Genomic DNA, 17,930 nt, shown 5'->3' on the forward strand with positions numbered 1-17,930 from the left:
CATCCCCCGTCCGATCGGTCACACGTCTCAAAGGAGAGCACATGCAGTCACACAGATCAATCCGCCCGACGCGGAGCGCTGCCCGACGCGGCGGTGCCGCACTCGTGGCCGCGGGAGCGGCCGCCGCACTCCTGGCGGGCTGCTCCGCGGGATCCAGCGGATCCGGCGTCTCCGGCATGGACGGCACGACGGTGAAGATGGGCACCTGGATCGGCGGGCAGAGCGACCAAGACCAGTGGTCCGCCTACGTCGACGCCGGCGAGGCGGCGGACCCGTCGGTCTCCGTCACGTTCTCCGGCCCTCCGATCGGCGACTTCTACACCAAGCTGCCGACCGTGATCCGGGGACGCGACGCGCCGTGCATCGTCACGCTGCAGAACGGCCAGGTCGACCCGTACGTCGCCGGGCTCGAGCCTCTGGCCGATCTGGCCGAAGCCGCGGGAGTGGACTTCGACGACTACAACTCGGCCATGATCCAGCAGCTGAGTGTCGACGGCGAGGTCTATGCGATCCCCTACGATGCGGCGCCCCAGGTCGTCTACTACAACAAGGAACTGTTCGCGGCCGCCGGGGTCCCGGATCCGGCGCTGGACTGGACGTCTGACGACTTCCTGGCCGCCGCGAAGGCGACCACCAAGGACGGTGTCTGGGGCTTCGCCCTCGGACAGGGCATCACCCCGGTGACCTCCCTGATGTCCGCGAATGGAGAGAACTACGTCTCGGACGACAGCGTCGCCGACCTGGAGAACGCCGACCTCGTGAAGCGCTTCCAGTGGTACGTCGATCTGGCTGCCGAGCAGGGAGTGGCCAAGCCGCTCGAGGCATCCGGCGGCAGCTTCCCGGACATCGACGCCTTCAGCACCGGTCAGGCCGCCATGAGCATGAACGGTCTCTGGGACCTCCCGCACGAGCAGGAGGTCCTCGGCGAAGACGTTGTCGGGGTCGCCACAGTGCCGAGCGACGACGGGAACTCGAGGGGCTACGTCGGTGGCACCGGATTCGCGATCACGAAGACCTGCGGCGACAAGGCGGCGGCATTCTCGGCGATCAAGGCGATCACCAGCGCCGAGGCGATGCAGAGCGTGGCCACGTCACGCGCGACCGTGGTCGCCCGCCCCGACAGCCTCGACGCCTGGGCGGAGGCGATCGGCTCGGAGCAGACGGCTGCCGTCGTGAAGCAGCTGCTGGACAACTCCTTCGCGACGCCGACACCGGCCAAACTCAGCCAGCTCAACACGCTGATGACCCAGTACGAGTCCGACGCCTTCTCGGGCAAGGCCAGCGCGCAGGAGGTTCTCCAGCAGGTCGCCTCGGGTCTGAGCCAGTGACCACCGCAGGTCTCCAGGACTCCGGCTCGAACAGTCCGAGTCAGGTCGCCCCCGTGCCGGTCGCACGGGGGCGACGCCCCTCCGGCGGCTCACCCGCGTGGGTCGGCTGGATCTTCGTGCTCCCGGGACTGCTCGGATTGCTGATCTTCATCGTGATCCCGATGATCGCGTCGCTGGTCCTGGGGTTCTCAGATTCCACGCTGCTCGGCGGAACGCACCTGACGGGCCTCGAGAACTTCGTGCGCCTCGTCAATGACCAGCAGTTCATCGCCAGCATCGTGGTGACGACCGTCTTCGTCGTCGTCTATACGCCGCTCAATATCGCGATCTCGCTCGGGATCGCCCTGTGGCTCAAGACGAGGCTGGCGGGGAGCAGCTGGCTCCGGGTCGTCTTCCTGATCCCGGCGCTGTCCCCGATGGTCGCGAACGCCGCGGTATTCCGGCTGATCCTGCAGCGGGACGGTGCGGTGAACGGCATGCTCGGCGCTGTCGGCATCGGACCCGTCCCGTGGCTCAGCGACGGGAACTGGGCCCTTGCGACAGTCATCATGGTCTCGCTCTGGCAGTCGTTCGGCTACAACATGATCATCATCGGAGCCGGCCTCGACTCGGTGAGCCCGGACGTGCTGGCCGCGTCCCGCATTGATGGGGCAGGGCCGATCCGGCGACTGTTCTCGATCAATCTGCCGCTGATCAGTCCGGCGCTGTTCTTCACCACAGTGCTGACGGTCATCGGCGCCTGGCAGACGTTCGCTCAGTCGTACGTGATCACCGGCGGCGGACCAGGCAACAGCACCACGACAATCATGCTCTACCTCTACCGGACGGCCTTCACCTACGACCAGCTCGGCTACGCCTCGGCGATCGCCACCGTGCTGTTCGCCATCATCGCCGTCTTCACACTCGTCCAGCTCTGGGGTCAAAAGAAGTGGGTGCACTATGACTAGTCCGGCCTCGATCGGTGTGAGGACCGTCCTCTCGACCGCGGCTCCGGCTTCGGCTTCGGCTCCGGCTCCGGCGACCCGCCGGAGGCGGCTGCGTCCGTGGGCCTTCGCAGCCAACACAGCGCTCGCCTGGGCCGTAGCGCTGATCTTCTCCTTCCCTCTCCTCTGGACCTTTTTCACCGCGCTGAAGCCGGCGAACGAGGTGTTCGGGCAACAGATCGAGTTCATCGGCTCGGAGGTCCTCTGGTCGAACTTCGTCGACGCGTGGGTGGAGGTCGACTTCGGTCGTCTCCTGCTGAACAGCCTGACCGTCGCGCTGATCTCGACAGCTCTGAGCGTCGTCATCGCGACGCTCACCGCTTTCGCCTTCTCGCGTCTGCGCTTCCCCGGGCGCGACGCTCTGTTCCTCCTGTTCATCATCACGCTGACACTGCCCATCGAGATCGCGGTGATCCCGCTCTACCTGGGATTCGACTCCGTCGGGCTCGTGGACACGTGGACGGCACTCATCCTTCCGGGTCTGTTCGGGGCCTACGGCACCTTCCTTCTGCGGCAATTCATGCTGCAGATCCCCGCCGAGCTCGAGGAGGCGGCGAAGATCGACGGAGCCTCGACCGGGCGGATCCTCGTCAGTGTCATCATGCCTCTGGTCCGCCCAGCGCTCTCGGTGTTGGCGATCTTCTCCTTCCTCGGGAGCTGGAACAGCTTCCTGTGGCCGCTCATCATCCTGAACAGCTCGGAGAAGTGGACGATCCCGATCGGTCTCGCAGGCTTCTCGGGTCAGACCGGTACGCAGTGGCAACTCCTCATGGCGGGCTGCGTGCTCACGATCATTCCGGTGGTCATCGTCGTCGCAATCGCGCAGAAGCAGCTCGTCGCCGCGATCGGAGCCGGTGCTTTCGGCGGTCGCTGAGCCAGGGAGCGAAGTGGCGCCGGATCATCCGATCCGGCGCCACTTCGCTGGCCGCTCCCGCCTATCGCGCTCCGGAACGCGTCCTACTCGGTCGCATCGAGCGCGATCTCGAGCACGGCGGCACCTCGGCGGTCGAGCGGCACCGAGTCGCCCGCGGCGTACGTCGCTCCGGTCACGAGGTCTCTCGCGGGCGCCGGCGTCGTGACTGACGTCGCAGCCGCGGACCAGTTGGACAGGAAGACGACCCGCGAGTGTCCGGTCGTCCCCGTGCTGACGCTGACCGAGTCGCCCGCGTGCCACTGCGACTTCTGTGTGTCCGGCACGAGCCAGCGGCCGATGCTGCGGCCGAGCGCGGGGTTGGGCACGGTGCCGACGGAGGAGACCCGGCCCGCACCGAAGGCATGGGTGGTCACCGCCGCGTCCGCCTCGAGCTCCGTCGGCTCGTACCGGAGCAGGACGTCGGCGTCGTCGACCTCCAGCACGTCGACCCACTCCGTCCCCGCGGCCCCCTCCTCCAGCGCCAGGTCGCCCTCCGCGTGCACCATCATCGGCGCATCGATGTTGGAGTACTCGTCGTAGTGAACGCCGGCGGCGTCGGTCAGGAATGCCGGGGCGACCGCGAGGCGCGCACGGGCCAGCTCGTCGGCGTAGCCGGTCCGGATGCCGAGGACGAGGTGGCCACCCGCCTCCGCGTAGGCCCGGAGGTGCTCGAGCATCGCGTCATCGGCGACGTAGACGGCCGGGGCGATGAGCACGGGGTAGCGTCGCACGAGCTCGGTGATGTCGGACGCGACGAACTGGCGCAGATGCTGAACCCGGATCTGCGCGCCGGCCTCGAAGAGCCCGCGGTAGAACGCGTCGAAGATCGTCAGGTAGGCGCGCGAGTCCGGGGATCCGTCGGCCCGCGCCAGCGGCGGGGTGAACTCGAACGACCACTTCGTGTCAGTGGAATAGAGCATCAGGACGTCGGCATCGGGCTCGTACTCGTCCAGCGCCGGGCCGAGTGCCTTCAGCGTCGCGCCGAGATCGGCGACCTCGCGGTAGATCCTGCCCGGTTGCTGACTGTGAGGGAGCACCCCGCCCCAATAGGTCTCGATTCCGAAGTGCAGCGTGTGCCAGTGCCAGTACTCGATCATCCGGCCTCCTCGGGCGAGCAGGGCGAGCGCAGCCTGCTTGATCTGGCCCGGGTACGGCGGATGGTTCGTCCACGAGCCATTGATGGACTGCGCGTTCGTCTCGGTCACGAGGTACTGCGTCTGGGCGGAGGAGAACGCGCGGTCGCCCCACTCGAACAGGGCCCACACGCCGGTCCCCCACCACGGCCTCTCGCGAGGGACCTCGGCGGTCGCATCGAGGTCGCCCTGCATCTTGTAGTAGGGATTGCCGGCGACGACATCGAGCGGAGCGACGATCTCGTCGTCCGAAATCTGCGCCTGGGAGTACGCGATGCAGGTCGTGACGAACTGGTCCTCCCTCGCGTACTCCCGGACGAGGTCGGCCTGCCAGGCGATCAGCTCGTTGGCCAGCGTGCTCTGGAAACGACGCCACTCCAGCTGGTACTGGGGCATCAGGTTGCCGTCGGGCCGCCACAGATCCGCCCAGTCGGACAGGCGGTGCGACCAGTAGACAAGGCCCCACTCGCGATTGAGGTCCTCGACGGTGCCGTAGCGCTCACGCAGCCAGCCGACGAAGCGCTGGAAGGTGTGCTCGTTATGGGGCAGGTGATTCCCGGGCTCGTTGTCGACCTGGTACCCGATGATCGCCGGATGGTCGGCGTACCGCGCGACGACTTTCCGCGCGATCCGGTCGGCGTAGAACCGGTAGGCGGGGTGGCTCTGGTCCATCTCCTGCCGGGCGCCCCACCCCATCCGGACTCCGGTCCGGGACTCGGCGGCGATCTCGGGGTGCAGGCGCTGCAGCCACGGCGGAATCGCGTAGGTCGGGGTGCCGAGGATGACGCTGATCCCCCGGGCGTGGGCGGCGTCGAGGACCGGTTCGAGCCAGTCGAGGTCGAACACGCCCTCACGCGGCTCCCACGTCGACCAGACGGACTCACCCACGCGAATGACGGTGAAGCCCGCCTCCGCCATGAGATCCAGATCCCGCTCGAGCACGCCCTCCGGCTGGTACTCCACGTAGTACGCGGCTCCGAAGAGGACACCGGAGAACCGGGGGGCTGCAGGCATCATCGACCTTTCCATCCAGCGACACACGAGGCAGTGGCGCAAAGCGAAACGATACGCGCTGAGCGGTCGCCGCTCAAGAAGGCGCGTCAGGCTCAGCGGTCGCCGCTGGGGGTGACGGATGTCATGGCTCAGTGGTGACGGAAGGCCGAGGCACGCGGGCGGGCGTCTCAGCAGGCTGAGGACATGACCTCGACCGACCTCGCCCTCCAGGCGACCGCCCTCACCAAGAGCTTTGGCTCCGTCGCCGCCGTCGCCGGGGTGGACCTCACCGTCCGACCCGGGGAGATCGTCGCCTTCCTCGGCCCGAACGGCGCGGGCAAGACCACGACCATCGACATGCTCCTGGGCCTCTCGATCCCGGACGCGGGCGAGGTCCGCGTCTTCGGGCGGGCGCCGCGCACCGCGATCGCGCACGGACTCGTCTCGGCAGTCCTGCAGACCGGGGGCCTGATCAAGGACCTCACCGTGCGCGAGACTCTCGAGCTGACCGCGAGCTTCTTCGCCGACACCCGGCCGATCGGCGAGGTACTGGAGCGGGCCGGCATCGCGGAGCGGAACGGGTGGCTGTGAGATCCGACACTCCCGAGCGCCGAGGAGAGCGACACGACGCTCAGATGCCGAGCGTGAACCGGCCACAGCTCTGGACGTGCAGCACCGCGAGGGCGCGTGCCACGAGCTGTCGATCAGCGCACAGCCGGCCCCTACTCGTCGTTCCGCCGATAAGGTGATCCGATCGACTTCGTTGCAGCAGGTCCCCTCGCATCGAGCGCGGCCACTCCAGCATCCGAGGTCAGCCAAGAACCGGGTGGAGGAGGGGAACCGAGATCATGACCACCGCGATCGATGTCGCCGCCTACGTCGCCAACGCTGCGAACGTCCCCCGTGGGGACAGCATGAAAATCCAGAAACTGGTCTACTTCGCGCAGGCCTGGCATCTGGCGTGGACCGGTGGACCGATCTTCGACGAGGAGTTCGAGGCCTGGCCGAAAGGGCCCGTCGTTCGATCGGTTTTCCGAGAGAACCGTTACGCGTCCCTGCCCGCCCGCGTGGAAGTGAACGACGACGTCCGAGCGACGCTGGATTCGGTGCTCGACTTCTACGGGCACCGGGGCTATGAAGAACTGGTCGAGCTCACGCATGTCGATGCACCCTGGATCGACGCACGTCGCGGCCTCGATGTAGACGAGCCGTCTCAACGGATTGTGAAGCGCAACACCATGCTCGACTTCTCTTCGAGCAGGGCGATCAAAGGCGGCGACGTGCCTGAGCGGCGGGCCCACGTCGAGAACGCCGACACCGACGAGACAGGCTCTCTCGCCCGGAGCGTGATCGACCGCTGGAAGGAAGGTCTCGCGCTGCTCGCGAACAAGTGACCCTGTTCCTCACGGTCGATCAGGTCATCGCGCTGCACGGCGACAGAGATGGCGCGGCTCTGATCGACCGGGGCAAGCTCGAGGCCGCGGTCCCGCGACCTCAGGCTTCCTTCGGAGCGACGTTCTTGCATGCGACGGTCTACAAGCAGGCCAGCGTCCTTCTCCACGGCATCACGCAGGCACATGCCTTCCTCGACGCGAACAAGCGTACTGCCTGGGTGGCCAGCATCACTTTTCTCGAACTCAACGGCGTGCGCATCATCGACCTCGATCCTCACTCGAACCGCAGGACAGGGCGAGCACTGCGGCGCCGATGTCAGAGCGTGAGACAGCGCAACGGAGAAGGCCCCGGCTCGACGCGTGAACCGGGGCCTTCTCGCTGTAGCGGGAGCGGGACTTGAACCCGCGACACCACGATTATGAGCCGTGTGCTCTAACCACCTGAGCTACCCCGCCGCGCGTTCTTCGCAGGCCTGGCCTGCGGGGAACGGAGCCCCCTGTGGGAATCGGACCCACTACCTCTTCCTTACCAAGGAAGTGCTCTACCAATGAGCTAAGGGGGCGCACCTGCGGGCCGAACAGCCTCTTTCGGGGCGTGCCCGCGATTTGGCACCGTTAGACCCTAGCACCTCCGCGGAGCGTCGCTGACCGCGGGAGGCCTGCCCCCGCGGTCACCGGCCGGACTCTACGCTCGGCTCGCCTCGTCGAGGGCCGCAAGCTCCTCGGTGCTCAGTTCGAGGGACGCCGAGGCGACCAGCGCGGGCAGCTGCTCCATCACGCGGGCGCTCGCGATCGGAGCGACGACGCCGGACTGCGAGCGGAGCCACGCGAGCGCGACCGTCGCCACCTCGGCTCCGTGCGCCTCCGCCGTCGCATCGAGGGCCGCGAGCACCCGCCGGCCGCGGCCGTCCAGGTAACGGGCGGCGCCATCGGCCCGTGGACCGTCAGGGGTCGAGCCGTCGCGGTACTTGCCGGTCAGGAATCCGGAGGCGAGGGCGTAATAGGGGACGACGGCCAGCCCCGCTTCGCGCGCGAGCGGCAGCAGGTCCGCCTCGATCCCCCGCTCGACGAGGTTGTAGTGCGGCTGCAGGGCGACGGGCTTATGCAGCCCCTCCTCGCCCGCGACGCGCAGCCACTCGGCGATGCGCTCGGCGCTGAGGTTCGACACTCCGATCGCGCGGATCAGGCCCTGGTCGACGAGCTCCGAGAAGACGGCGGCGATGTCGGCCATCGGCACGGCTGCATCGTCGAAGTGGGCGTAGTAGAGATCGATCCGGTCGGTGCCGAGCCGCTCAAGGGAGGCGCGGGCGGCCGCGCGCACAGTATCGGGAGCGAGACCGGTGAACTGCGGGTGCCGACCCACTTTCGTCGCGATCACCACGTCGTCGCGGGAGCCCGAGCGCTGCGACAGCCACTCGCCGATGATCGTCTCGGACTCGCCGCCCCTGTTACCGGGCACCCACGCGGAGTAGGAGTCGGCGGTGTCGATGAAGTCGCCGCCGGCGGCCGTGTAGCCGTCGAGGACGTCGAAGGAGGTCTGCCGGCCCGCCGTCCAGCCGAAGACATTGCCGCCGAGCGAGAGCGGGAACACGTCGATGCCGGAGTCGCCGAGCGGTGCGCGGGTGAGGGAGGAGGATGCTGCGCTGTCGATGGTCATTCTGTGATTCAAGACCCGCCGCGAGCCTCGATCGATCCCCCTCCCGCGCATGCGCGGGAAGGACTCAGGCTCTCAGCGCCGCGGGTAGTCGGCGTAGGCGAAGCGGGTGGAGTCGGGCGCCCATCCGGAGACGTTAGTCGTGCCCTGCCCGCCGTGGAGGCGCTGGAGCACGCGCCCGGGCTCTCGGGTCTCGCGGGCCTCCAGCTCGAGCAGCCGCAGCTCGACGTCGACGTTCTCCGGGTGTCCCGTCGTGCCCGCCGGGTAGGAGAGGTAGAGCAGGTGAGCGCCGTCCGGTGACTCGTGAGGGAACCAGTCGACGGTGGCCGACTCGACCAGCCGCGTGAGGCCGGAACCGTCGAGGCCGATGCGGAAGAGTTGCGCGCCTCCTCCTGCCCGCTCGGAGGTGAACACGAGGGTGTGTCCGTCGGCTGAGACGTCGACCCCGTCGTCGGCGGAGGCGTCGTCGGTCAGCGCGGTGAGGGCGCCGCCGCCGGCCGACATCGTGTAAACGTCAGTCCGCCATCCGCCGGAGGCGTCACCGCCGCCGATCACCGCGAGCGTCGCTCCGTCCGGCGAGATGCCGTGCAGGTAGTGCTTGAAGCGGACGCCCTCGCGCGCGGTCGTCAGACGCCGGGCGGGAGCGGAGCCGTCGAGCTGCACCGCGTAGAGGTGCCCGTCGCGTGCTGAAACGTACGCGACGCCTCCGGACGGAGCGAGCACGTGGTCGTTGTTGAGCTCGGCCGGCACCCCGGCGAGCGGAATCGGTTCGAGCTCGGCCGGGCCCTCGAGCGGCAGCCGAAAGAGGCGGCCGTCGCCGTTCACGATCAGCGCCGCCCCGTCCGGAGTCCAGTTCGGCGCCTCGACCAGGACCGAGTCGGACTCGAAGACGGTCCTCGGCTCTGCGGTCGCGAGGTCATAGACGCGGAGACGGCAGAGCTGGTCGGGCAGGAGGGAGCGGGCCATGCCCCCACGCTAGGGCCCGCTCCGATCGCGACGGCTCTGGTCAAGCCTTCCCGCACTCAGCTTCCGCCGGAACGCCCTCCGTTATTCTTGGTCCACGAATGCGCTGGGTGAACCGTGGGAGGAACATGTGATGCTCCTCATCCTGGTGATCTCGTTCGTGCTGGCCGTCGTCACACCCTGGCTGGTGGATCGCTTCGGCCCGACGACCTTCTATGCGCTGGCGCTCGTTCCGGCCGGCAGCTTCGTCGCCACCGCGACCGCGCTCCCCACAATCCTCGACGGCGGTGAGATCCGCGAGACGGTGCCGTGGATTCCCGCTCTCGACATCGCGCTCTCCTTCCGGCTCGACGCGCTCTCGATCGTCCTCGCCCTCGTGGTCAGCGGAGTCGGCGCCCTCGTCCTGGCGTACTGCGCGTCGTACTTCAGCCGCGACGAGCCCTCGCTCGGGCGCTTCGCGGCGCTCCTGTCTGCGTTCGCCGGAGTGATGTACGGCCTCGTCACGGCCGACGACGTGATCATCCTCTTCGTCTTCTGGGAGGCGACGAGCGTTCTCTCCTACCTCCTGATCGGCCACTACAGCGGGCGCAAAGAGAGCCGGGGTGCCGGACTTCAGGCGCTGCTGGTGACGACACTCGGTGGCCTGGCGATGCTGGTCGGCATCGTGATCCTGATCGTGCAGGCCGGTACCACCAGCCTCTCCGGGATCGTCGCCGCGGCTCCCTCCGGGCCGATCGTGTCGACGGCGCTGGTGCTCGTGCTGCTGGGCGCGTTCTCGAAGTCGGCGCTGGTCCCCTTCCACTTCTGGCTGCCGGCCGCGATGGCCGCCCCGACGCCGGTCAGCGCCTACCTGCACGCGGCCGCGATGGTGAAGGCGGGGATCTACCTCGTTGCGCGCCTCGCGCCGGGCTTCGCCGACGACTCCGTCTGGCTGCCGGTGGTGGTCAGCGTCGGCGTCTGGACCATGCTCGTCGGCGGCTGGCGCTCGCTCCGCCAGTACGACCTCAAGCTCGTGCTCGCGTACGGCACCGTCAGCCAGCTCGGCTTCCTCACCGTCGCCGTGGGTTTCGGCTCGCGCGACGCGGCGCTGGCCGGTCTGACGCTCCTGATCGCCCACGCGCTCTTCAAGGCGCTACTCTTCCTCACCGTCGGGATCATCGATCATCGCGCCGGCACGCGCGACCTCCGCAAGCTCAGCGGTCTCGGCCGACAGGCGCCCGTCCTCGCCGCGGCCGCGCTGATCGGTGTGCTCTCGATGGCCGGCATCGCGCCGCTGCTGGGATTCGTCGCCAAGGAAGCGGTGTTCACCAGCCTGATCTCGGCGATCGAGCAGGGCTCGTTCTGGGCGTGGGTCGCGCTCGTGGGCCTCGTGCTCGGCTCGATCCTCACCGTCGCCTACTCGGCCCGCTTGTTCTGGGGTGCTTTCGCCCGCAAGAAGGGCCTCGAGGACACGCACCTGCACGCCGAGCCGTGGACCTTCACCGCCGCTTCCGTGCTGCTCGCCGCCGCCAGCGTGATCGGCGGGCTCGCCGCCTCCGTGCTCGACCCGCTCGTGGCCGTCTCCGCCGACACCCTCCCGTCCGCGGCGCCCGACGCGGACCCGCGACTCGCAGCCGCGGCGGAGGCCTCGGACCACGGCGGCTACCACCTCGCGCTCTGGCACGGCTTCGAGCCCGCGCTGGGTCTGAGCGCCCTCGTGATCGCGGTCGGCCTCCTCCTCTTCGCCAAGCGCGTCGCCGTCGCGCGTGCCCAGTCGATGCTGCCCAACCGGATCGACTCCGCCGAGGGCTACTGGGCCACGGTCCGCTGGCTCGACCGCGTCGCCAGCACGGTCACCGAGTCCGTGCAGCGCGGATCGCTCCCCCGCTACCTCACGGTGATCTTCGCGGTCTTCGTACTCGGCGTCGGCGGTGCGGCTGCCCTGAACCGCACCTGGCCCGGCGATCTCGTCTTCTGGGACAGCCCGGGACAGCTCGCGGTCGCGGCCGTGATGATCCTCGCGGCGCTCCTCTGCGCGATCGCGCGCAACCGCGTCGCCGCCGTGCTGCTTGCCGGGGCCACCGGCTACGGGATGGTCGCCCTCTTCGCCCTGCAGGGCGCCCCCGACCTCGCCCTCACCCAGGCGCTGATCGAGACGGTGACGCTGGTGGTCTTCGTCCTCGTGCTGCGCCGCCTCCCCACCCGTATCGCCGCGAAGCACCAGCCGATGCGCAAGCGGCTGCGTGCCGTCATCGGCATCGCGGTCGGAGCGGTGATGGCTCTCGCCGCCACGATCGCCCTCGGAGCCCGGACCGCGACGCCGATCTCGGCGGAGCTGCCCCGGCTCGCCTACGAGGAGGGCAAGGGCCGCAACATCGTCAACGTCCTGCTGGTCGACATCCGCGCCTGGGACACGATGGGCGAGATCTCGGTGCTGGTCGTCGTCGCTACCGGAGTCGCGAGCCTGATCTTCCTCTCCAGCAGAGCCGGAGGTGCACCCCGCCTCGAGGCGCAGGGCGCGGGCGACCGCCGCGATCGCGCGATGGACCTGACCGCCTCCTCCGACGACTCCGAGCGAGAGGGCGACCGCGGCTCCTGGCTCGTCGCGGGACGCACGCTCCGCCCCGAGAACCGCTCGATCGTGCTCGAGGTGCTGGTGCGCTTGCTGTTCCACCCCGCGATGATCGTCTCGGTCTACCTGCTCTTCACCGGCCACAACACCCCGGGCGGAGGCTTCGCGGGCGGACTGCTCGCCGGCCTCGCCCTCGTCGCGCGCTACCTCGCCGGCGGCCGCTTCGAACTCGGCGAAGCCGCTCCGATCGACGCCGGCAAGGTGCTCGGGCTCGGCCTCTTCTTCGCCGTCGGTACCGCTGTCTCCTCCCTCGCCTTCGGCCTCGAGGTGCTGGAGTCGAGCTGGCTCGACCTCGAGGTGCCGGTGCTCGGCGAGCTCCACCTCGGCACATCCACCCTCTTCGATATCGGGGTGTACCTGATCGTGATCGGCCTCGCCCTGGACATCCTCCGCAGCCTCGGCGGCGAGGTGGACCGTCACGGCGAGGAGGCCGAGCAGGGCTCCCCCTCGGGCGACGGCGTGACGCACTCGACGGACAGCACCCCCGGCCCCGGCCAGGGCACCGTCGACGGACTCGAGACCACACTCCCCACGGGCTCCACCGTCATCGGCGGACCAGGCCGGGGGGACGGCACGTGAGCATCACCCTCGTCCTCGTCGTCGTGATGGCGGTGCTGTACGCCGCGGGCGTCTACCAGATGCTTGAGCGCAGCCTCACCCGGATCCTGATCGGGTTCCTGCTCGTCGGGAACGCGACCAACATCCTCATCCTGCTGATGGCCGGCCGCTCAGGCATCGCGCCGTTCGTCTCCGACGACGGCCGCTCCTACGAGCAGATCGCCGCCGAGATGGCCGACCCGCTGCCGCAGGCGCTGATCCTGACGGCGATCGTCATCACCTTCGGAGTGTCCGCCTTCCTCCTCGCGATGATCTACCGGCGCTGGCGCCTCGCCAACGCCGACCAGGTGGAGGACGACGAGACCGACGCCTCCGTCCGCGAGGACGCGGCGGGCATCTCGGCGCAGACGACCGCCGATGACCGGGCGCTCGACGTGCTGCTCGAATCCAGCGACGAGGGCACCGCCGCCAAGCACGGGGAGAGCGCCATGACCGATGACAGGAAGGAGGACCGATGAACGCCCTGATCCCGCTCGTCGTCACCCTCCCCCTCCTGGGAGCGGCCGTCGCGCTGATCCTCGGCCGCCACCGGCGCGCGCAGATCACGGTGAACATCGTCACGCTCTCCACTGTGCTGGTGATCTCCTCGGTGATGCTCGTTCTCGTCCTCACCGGCGACGGAGGCGGCAACGCCGTCTACGTGGGCGGCTGGGAGCCGCCGTGGGGCATCGTGCTCGTCGTCGATCCGCTCGCCGCCCTGATGCTCGTGATCACCTCGATCACGCTGCTGGGCGTCCTGCTCTTCTCCGTCGGCCAAGGCCTGGTCGACGGCAACCGCGAAACGCCGGTGACGATCTTCCATCCGACCTACCTGATCCTCTCGGCGGGCATCCTCAACGCCTTCGTCGCGGGCGATCTGTTCAACCTCTACGTCGGCTTCGAGATCCTGCTCGCCGCGAGCTACGTGCTCATTACCCTGGGCGGCACTGCGCCGCGCATCCGAGCCGGCACGACCTATGTGGTCGTCAGCCTGGTCTCGAGCGTGTTCTTCCTCTCGGCAATCGGCCTGCTCTACGGGGCGACCGGCACCGTCAACATGGCGCAGCTCTCGATCCGGATCGCCGAGCTCCCCGCCGACGTGCAGCTGGTCCTGCACGTGGTGCTCTTGCTGGGCTTCGGGATCAAGGCGGCCGTGTTCCCGCTGTCGTTCTGGCTCCCGGACTCGTACCCCACGGCTCCCGCTCCCGTCACCGCGGTCTTCGCCGGGCTGCTCACGAAGGTCGGCGTGTATGCGCTGATCCGCACCGAGACTCTGCTCTTCCCAGGCGGCAGGCTGAGCGACGTCCTGCTGGTGGTGGCGCTCCTGACACTGATCGTCGGCATCCTCGGCGCGGTCGCGCAGGCCGACATCAAGCGGATGCTGTCCTTCACACTGGTCTCGCACATCGGCTACATGGTGTTCGGGATCGCGGTGGGCACCCCGGCCGGTTACGCCGCGACGATCTTCTATGTCATCCACCACATCACGGTGCAGACGACGCTGTTCCTCGCGACCGGTCTGATCGAGCGGGTCGGCGGCACCACGTCGATCCTGCGCCTGGGTGGGCTGCTGAAGGCCTCGCCGCTGCTCGCGCTGCTCTACTTCATCCCCGCGATGAACCTCGGCGGTATCCCGCCGTTCACCGGCTTCCTCGGCAAGGTGGGGCTTTTCGTCGCCGGCACGGAGTCGGCCGTCGACCAGCCGTCCTGGCTGATCTGGGCCGTCATCGCCGCCGGGGCCGTGACCTCGCTACTGACGCTCTACGCGGTCGCCCGCGTCTGGAACATGGTCTTCTGGCGCCGCCAGGAGGAGGTGCCCGGCTACGAGTCCCCCCTGATCGACCAGCTGCAGGAGGACCCGCACGACACGGGCAGCATCCGCACCCGTCACTCGCCGCCGATGATGGTGCTCGCCACCGCGGGCATGGTCGTGGTCGGAGTTGTACTCACCATCGGCGCCGGACCGCTCTACGACGCGAGTGAGCACGCCGCGAACGCGGTCGCCGATCCCGCGACCTACATTGCGACCGTTTACCGCGAGTCGTCCTTCGGAGAGGAGGGGCCGCGATGAGCCCCCGCCGCCGCGTCGACATTTGGAACCGCGTCGCGATGTTCGCGACCCTCGTCGGCATCTGGGTGCTGCTCTGGGACGACGTCTCGGTGCTGTCGATCGTCACCGGCTTGCTGATCGCCCTGCTGATCACGCGGGTGTTCTACCTGCCGCCGGTCGAGTTCTCGAACCGCATCAATCCGTGGTTCGTGCTCCTCTTCCTCCTGCGCCTGCTGGCCGACATCGCGGTGGCCTCGGTGCGCGTGTCCTGGCAGATCCTGACGCTGCCGGTCCCGGTGCACAACGCCATCGTCGCCGTGCACCTGCGCAGCCGCTCCGAGGGGATGCTGGTGTGGACGACCGAGGCCGTCTCGCTCGTGCCCGGTTCCCTCGTGATCGACGTCGACCCGCAGCTGAACGTGCTCTACCTGCACGTGCTCGGCGTGACCCACGACGAGGGCGAGCGGATCGAGGAGGTTCGCCGCACGGTGCTGCGGACGGAGGCGCGCATCGTCCGCGCTATTGGCTCCCGCGAGGATGTGCAGCGGGTGAGCCGGCCGCTCGAGGCCGGGGCGGGGGCGGTCCGGTGATCGACTGGCTGTTCTGGATCCTGGTGCCCGTATTCGGTGCCGCGTGCCTGCTCGCGCTCGTGCGCATCCTCCGCGGGCCCTCGGTGCTCGACCGCGTGGTCGCCGCCGACGTGCTTGTCGCGACGATCATCTGCGGGATCGGCGCCGAGATGGCCGTCAATCACCATGCGCGGACCCTGCCCGTCGCGCTCGGACTCGCGCTCTTCGCCGTCTTCGGCTCGATCAGCGTCGCCAAATTCATGGCCAACCGCGAGGAGGACTGACATGGACCTGTTCTTCGACGTGCTCACCGCGGTGCTCCTACTGGTTGGCGCCCTGCTCTCGCTCGTCGCGGCGATCGGGCTCATGCGCTTCGACGACCTGCTCTCGCGGATGCACGCGGGCACCAAGCCGCAGGTGCTCGGCCTGATCTGCGTGATGCTCGCGGTCGCCATCCGGAACCCCGGCTTCGCCGCCGCGGGGACGATCGTGCTGGTGATCGGCTTTCAGCTGCTGACCGTGCCCGTCTCGGCGCACATGGTCGGCCGCGCTGCCTACCGGGCCGAGGCCGTCTCGCCGGGGTACCTGGTCGCCGACGAGCTCGCGGAGGCGGTCAGCCGCGCCGACGAGCAGGCCCGCGCGACCGGCCCCGAGACAGGGCACGCATCCGAGGAGCGGGCGCGGACCTCCTCCTCGCCGCCGCCCGAGGATGAGGACGGCCCGACCGCGACCGCCTAGGCAGCGAGGACGAGCTGCACGAGCGCCGCTCCGGTCAGACCGCGCAGGGCGACACCGCCGATCGCGAGCGTGGCCGCGATCAGGCCGACGACGAGCAGCACCAGCAACGGCACCACCCAGAGCAGCGCCCGGCGGCGCCGCGCCCGGGCCTCATCCGGCGTCTCCTCCATCACCCATCGACTGTACGGGACAGCGGAGGGGACGCCAGCGGCCCGTCGGCGGTGCCCGATAAACTGAGCACCATGACCCTGGACTCCGCCCTCTCCGGCGCGCCCGAGAACGTCCCCGGCCCCTCCTCCCAGGCCGAACACCACCGGGGATCCGAGTGGTGGCGCACCGCCGTCATCTACCAGATCTACCCGCGCTCCTTCGCGGACGCGGACGGCGACGGCATCGGCGACCTGCCCGGCATCACGTCGCGGCTCGAGAGTCTCGCCGAGCTGGGCGTCGACGCAATCTGGCTCTCGCCCTTTATGACCTCTCCGCAGAAGGACGCCGGCTACGACGTCGCCGACTACTGCGACGTCGATCCACTCTTCGGCACCCTGGCCGACTTCGACGCCATGCTCGCCCGCGCACACGCCCTGGGCATCCGGATCATCGTCGACCTCGTCCCCAATCACTCCTCCAGCGCTCACCGCTGGTTCCAGGAGGCGCTCGCGTCTCCCGCGGGAAGCGCCGAGCGGGGGCGCTACCTGTTCCGCGATGGACGCGGCGAGTCGGGAGAGCTACCCCCGAACAACTGGGAGTCGGTCTTCGGCGGCCCGGCGTGGACCCGTGTCACGGAATCCGAGGGGAACGCCGGCCAGTGGTACCTGCACCTCTTCGACACCTCGCAGCCCGACTTCGACTGGACGAACGAGTGGGTGCGCGAACGCTTCCGCGGAGTCCTGCGTTTCTGGCTCGACCGGGGAGTCGACGGCTTCCGCGTCGACGTGGCGCACGGAATGATCAAGGCCGAGGGGCTGCCCGACTACACGCCGCCTACGGACAGCGGCTCGATGGGCGCAGTGGCGCCGGCCGATGGGGACGAACCCGTCACCGCACCCTACTGGGCGCAGGACGGCGTCCACGAGATCTACCGGGACTGGCACTCTCTGCTCGCCGAGTACCCGGACGACCGGGTGCTCTGCGCCGAGGCGTGGGTGCAGCCGCTCTCGAAGCTCGCCCGCTGGGTGCGCCCCGACGAGATGCACCAGGCCTTCAACTTCGCCTACCTCGAGACCCCGTGGAGCGCGCGCGCCCTCCGCGACATCATCGACTCCTCCGTCGAGGCCTTCGCCGCAGTCGGTGCCCCCTCGACCTGGGTGCTGTCCAACCACGACGTCGTGCGCCACGCCAGTCGCCTCGCGCTCACCGCCGACAACCCGCAGGGCTACGGCATCGGCCCTCGCTCGCCCGGGCTGCCCGACCCGGCGCTGGGCCTCCGCCGCGCCCGCGCGGCCACCGCGCTGATGCTCGCGCTCCCCGGCTCCGCCTACGTCTATCAGGGTGAGGAGCTCGGACTGCCCGAGGCGATCGACCTGCCCGACTCGGCGCGTCAGGATCCGACCTGGTTCCGCACCGGCGGCGAGCGCTACGGCCGCGATGGCTGCCGAGTGCCGATTCCGTGGGAGGCCGATGCGCCCGCGTACGGTTTCAGTGGCACTGGTGACTCCTGGCTGCCGCAGCCCAGCGACTGGGCGCCACTCGCTCGCGACCGCCAGCGAGGAGTCGCGGGCTCGACGCTCGAGCTCTACCGCTCCCTGCTCGCGGTGCGCCGAGCGGAGGACCTGGGCTCGGGCCACGTCGAGTGGCTTCAGGGCTATCCGGAGGACGTGGTGGCCTTCCGGAACGGCGGCGTCACGGTGATCGCGAACCTCGGTGACGCCCCGGTCGAGCTGCCCGTCGGTTTCGTGGTGCTCTCGTCCGAGGGGCTGCACGAGCCGGCGCTGCCCGCGGATACGACGGTCTGGTTGCGCACGGAGTAGCCCGAGCGTTCGATCTGCAGGCGCGCGGGGTAGC

The 17,930-nt window shown here is 69.1% G+C and carries 16 protein-coding genes, 2 tRNA genes and 1 pseudogene; 13 read left to right on the top strand and 6 right to left on the bottom strand.

All coding sequences use genetic code 11. The features are described 5' to 3' along the window. The first annotated feature begins 41 nt into the window (after positions 1-41). Genes A6122_RS12085 through A6122_RS12095 form a run of 3 tightly spaced genes read left to right on the top strand, consistent with a single transcriptional unit; the run spans position 42 to position 3,185 of the window. On the top strand, positions 42-1,328 hold the full coding sequence (locus A6122_RS12085) for an ABC transporter substrate-binding protein (RefSeq protein WP_068255289.1): 1,287 nt from the start codon (positions 42-44) through the stop codon (positions 1,326-1,328). Beyond that, on the top strand, positions 1,325-2,275 hold the full coding sequence (locus A6122_RS12090; RefSeq protein ID WP_084416026.1) for a carbohydrate ABC transporter permease: 951 nt from the start codon (positions 1,325-1,327) through the stop codon (positions 2,273-2,275). The genes A6122_RS12085 and A6122_RS12090 overlap by 4 nt, the downstream gene beginning before the upstream one ends. Continuing rightward, positions 2,268-3,185: a carbohydrate ABC transporter permease gene (locus tag A6122_RS12095; RefSeq protein WP_084416027.1), complete on the top strand. Its 918-nt coding sequence runs from the start codon at positions 2,268-2,270 to the stop codon at positions 3,183-3,185. Before A6122_RS12090 ends, A6122_RS12095 begins: the two co-directional genes overlap by 8 nt. A gap of 83 nt (positions 3,186-3,268) precedes the next feature. Here the strand turns inward: A6122_RS12095 and A6122_RS12100 are convergent, their stop codons facing one another. Further along, a complete protein-coding gene (locus tag A6122_RS12100) occupies positions 3,269-5,371 on the bottom strand; it encodes a beta-galactosidase (RefSeq protein ID WP_068257615.1) in 2,103 nt (700 codons plus the stop codon). Positions 5,372-5,554: 183 nt separating this feature from the next. On the opposite strand from A6122_RS12100, the pseudogene A6122_RS12105 reads away from it, so the two are divergent. The 3 genes and pseudogenes from A6122_RS12105 to A6122_RS16030 form a co-directional block, all read left to right on the top strand. Continuing rightward, positions 5,555-5,923: pseudogene (locus A6122_RS12105) on the top strand (ATP-binding cassette domain-containing protein); the annotation flags it as partial. 275 nt (positions 5,924-6,198) lie between these two features. Beyond that, positions 6,199-6,744, top strand: a complete 546-nt coding sequence (locus A6122_RS12110) for a Panacea domain-containing protein (protein WP_068255292.1) — start codon at positions 6,199-6,201, stop codon at positions 6,742-6,744. Then, positions 6,741-7,145: a type II toxin-antitoxin system death-on-curing family toxin gene (locus tag A6122_RS16030; RefSeq protein ID WP_167542386.1), complete on the top strand. Its 405-nt coding sequence runs from the start codon at positions 6,741-6,743 to the stop codon at positions 7,143-7,145. Before A6122_RS12110 ends, A6122_RS16030 begins: the two co-directional genes overlap by 4 nt. Here A6122_RS16030 and A6122_RS12115 read toward each other — a convergent pair. From A6122_RS12115 to A6122_RS12130, 4 genes are all read right to left on the bottom strand, one after another. Then, positions 7,127-7,200 (bottom strand) — tRNA-Met (locus tag A6122_RS12115). The genes A6122_RS16030 and A6122_RS12115 overlap by 19 nt on opposite strands. Positions 7,201-7,235: 35 nt before the next feature. Beyond that, positions 7,236-7,307, bottom strand: a tRNA-Thr gene (locus tag A6122_RS12120). 122 nt (positions 7,308-7,429) lie between these two features. After that, a complete protein-coding gene (locus A6122_RS12125) occupies positions 7,430-8,401 on the bottom strand; it encodes an aldo/keto reductase (protein ID WP_068255295.1) in 972 nt (323 codons plus the stop codon). A gap of 72 nt (positions 8,402-8,473) precedes the next feature. Further along, the gene (locus A6122_RS12130; RefSeq protein WP_068255299.1) at positions 8,474-9,364 is read right to left on the bottom strand and encodes a TolB family protein; all 891 of its coding nucleotides are present in this window, start codon (positions 9,362-9,364) and stop codon (positions 8,474-8,476) included. A 130-nt stretch (positions 9,365-9,494) separates the two neighbouring features. Here A6122_RS12130 and A6122_RS12135 point away from each other — a divergent pair, with 130 nt between their 5' ends. From A6122_RS12135 to mnhG, 6 genes are read left to right on the top strand one after another with little or no spacing between them, the layout of a single operon-like run. Then, a complete protein-coding gene (locus A6122_RS12135; RefSeq protein WP_068255301.1) occupies positions 9,495-12,551 on the top strand; it encodes a Na+/H+ antiporter subunit A in 3,057 nt (1,018 codons plus the stop codon). Further along, a complete protein-coding gene (locus tag A6122_RS12140) occupies positions 12,548-13,048 on the top strand; it encodes a Na(+)/H(+) antiporter subunit C (RefSeq protein ID WP_068255304.1) in 501 nt (166 codons plus the stop codon). The genes A6122_RS12135 and A6122_RS12140 overlap by 4 nt, the downstream gene beginning before the upstream one ends. Beyond that, positions 13,045-14,640: a Na+/H+ antiporter subunit D gene (locus A6122_RS12145; RefSeq protein ID WP_068255306.1), complete on the top strand. Its 1,596-nt coding sequence runs from the start codon at positions 13,045-13,047 to the stop codon at positions 14,638-14,640. The genes A6122_RS12140 and A6122_RS12145 overlap by 4 nt, the downstream gene beginning before the upstream one ends. Beyond that, positions 14,637-15,209 (top strand): Na+/H+ antiporter subunit E, encoded by a 573-nt coding sequence (locus A6122_RS12150; RefSeq protein WP_068255308.1) that lies wholly within the window; start codon positions 14,637-14,639, stop codon positions 15,207-15,209. Before A6122_RS12145 ends, A6122_RS12150 begins: the two co-directional genes overlap by 4 nt. Next, positions 15,206-15,472, top strand: a complete 267-nt coding sequence (locus A6122_RS12155) for an MrpF/PhaF family protein (protein WP_308470755.1) — start codon at positions 15,206-15,208, stop codon at positions 15,470-15,472. The genes A6122_RS12150 and A6122_RS12155 overlap by 4 nt, the downstream gene beginning before the upstream one ends. Before the next feature lies 1 nt (position 15,473). After that, on the top strand, positions 15,474-15,926 hold the full coding sequence (gene mnhG, locus A6122_RS12160; RefSeq protein WP_068255309.1) for a monovalent cation/H(+) antiporter subunit G: 453 nt from the start codon (positions 15,474-15,476) through the stop codon (positions 15,924-15,926). Here mnhG and A6122_RS16680 read toward each other — a convergent pair. After that, positions 15,923-16,099, bottom strand: coding sequence for a hypothetical protein (locus A6122_RS16680; protein WP_157593816.1), 177 nt, complete (start codon positions 16,097-16,099; stop codon positions 15,923-15,925). The two genes, mnhG and A6122_RS16680, sit on opposite strands and share 4 nt — an antisense overlap. A gap of 69 nt (positions 16,100-16,168) precedes the next feature. On the opposite strand from A6122_RS16680, the gene A6122_RS12165 reads away from it, so the two are divergent. Next, the gene (locus A6122_RS12165) at positions 16,169-17,896 is read left to right on the top strand and encodes a glycoside hydrolase family 13 protein (protein ID WP_068255312.1); all 1,728 of its coding nucleotides are present in this window, start codon (positions 16,169-16,171) and stop codon (positions 17,894-17,896) included. Positions 17,897-17,930: the final 34 nt, after the last annotated feature.

Source organism: Rathayibacter tritici (genome assembly GCF_001641005.1).
Lineage (GTDB): Bacteria > Actinomycetota > Actinomycetes > Actinomycetales > Microbacteriaceae > Rathayibacter > Rathayibacter tritici.

Bases quoted from the DNA above. Each gene is read 5' to 3' on its own strand.
- A6122_RS12125 (WP_068255295.1), bottom strand. From the start codon at position 8,401: ATGACCATCGACAGCGCAGCATCCTCCTCCCTCACCCGCGCACCGCTC.
- A6122_RS12110 (WP_068255292.1), top strand. From the start codon at position 6,199: ATGACCACCGCGATCGATGTCGCCGCCTACGTCGCCAACGCTGCGAAC.
- mnhG (WP_068255309.1), top strand. From the start codon at position 15,474: ATGGACCTGTTCTTCGACGTGCTCACCGCGGTGCTCCTACTGGTTGGC.
- A6122_RS12100 (WP_068257615.1), bottom strand. From the start codon at position 5,371: ATGCCTGCAGCCCCCCGGTTCTCCGGTGTCCTCTTCGGAGCCGCGTAC.
- A6122_RS12145 (WP_068255306.1), top strand. From the start codon at position 13,045: ATGAACGCCCTGATCCCGCTCGTCGTCACCCTCCCCCTCCTGGGAGCG.
- A6122_RS12085 (WP_068255289.1), top strand. From the start codon at position 42: ATGCAGTCACACAGATCAATCCGCCCGACGCGGAGCGCTGCCCGACGC.
- A6122_RS12165 (WP_068255312.1), top strand. From the start codon at position 16,169: ATGACCCTGGACTCCGCCCTCTCCGGCGCGCCCGAGAACGTCCCCGGC.
- A6122_RS12150 (WP_068255308.1), top strand. From the start codon at position 14,637: ATGAGCCCCCGCCGCCGCGTCGACATTTGGAACCGCGTCGCGATGTTC.
- A6122_RS12130 (WP_068255299.1), bottom strand. From the start codon at position 9,364: ATGGCCCGCTCCCTCCTGCCCGACCAGCTCTGCCGTCTCCGCGTCTAT.
- A6122_RS12095 (WP_084416027.1), top strand. From the start codon at position 2,268: ATGACTAGTCCGGCCTCGATCGGTGTGAGGACCGTCCTCTCGACCGCG.
- A6122_RS12135 (WP_068255301.1), top strand. From the start codon at position 9,495: ATGCTCCTCATCCTGGTGATCTCGTTCGTGCTGGCCGTCGTCACACCC.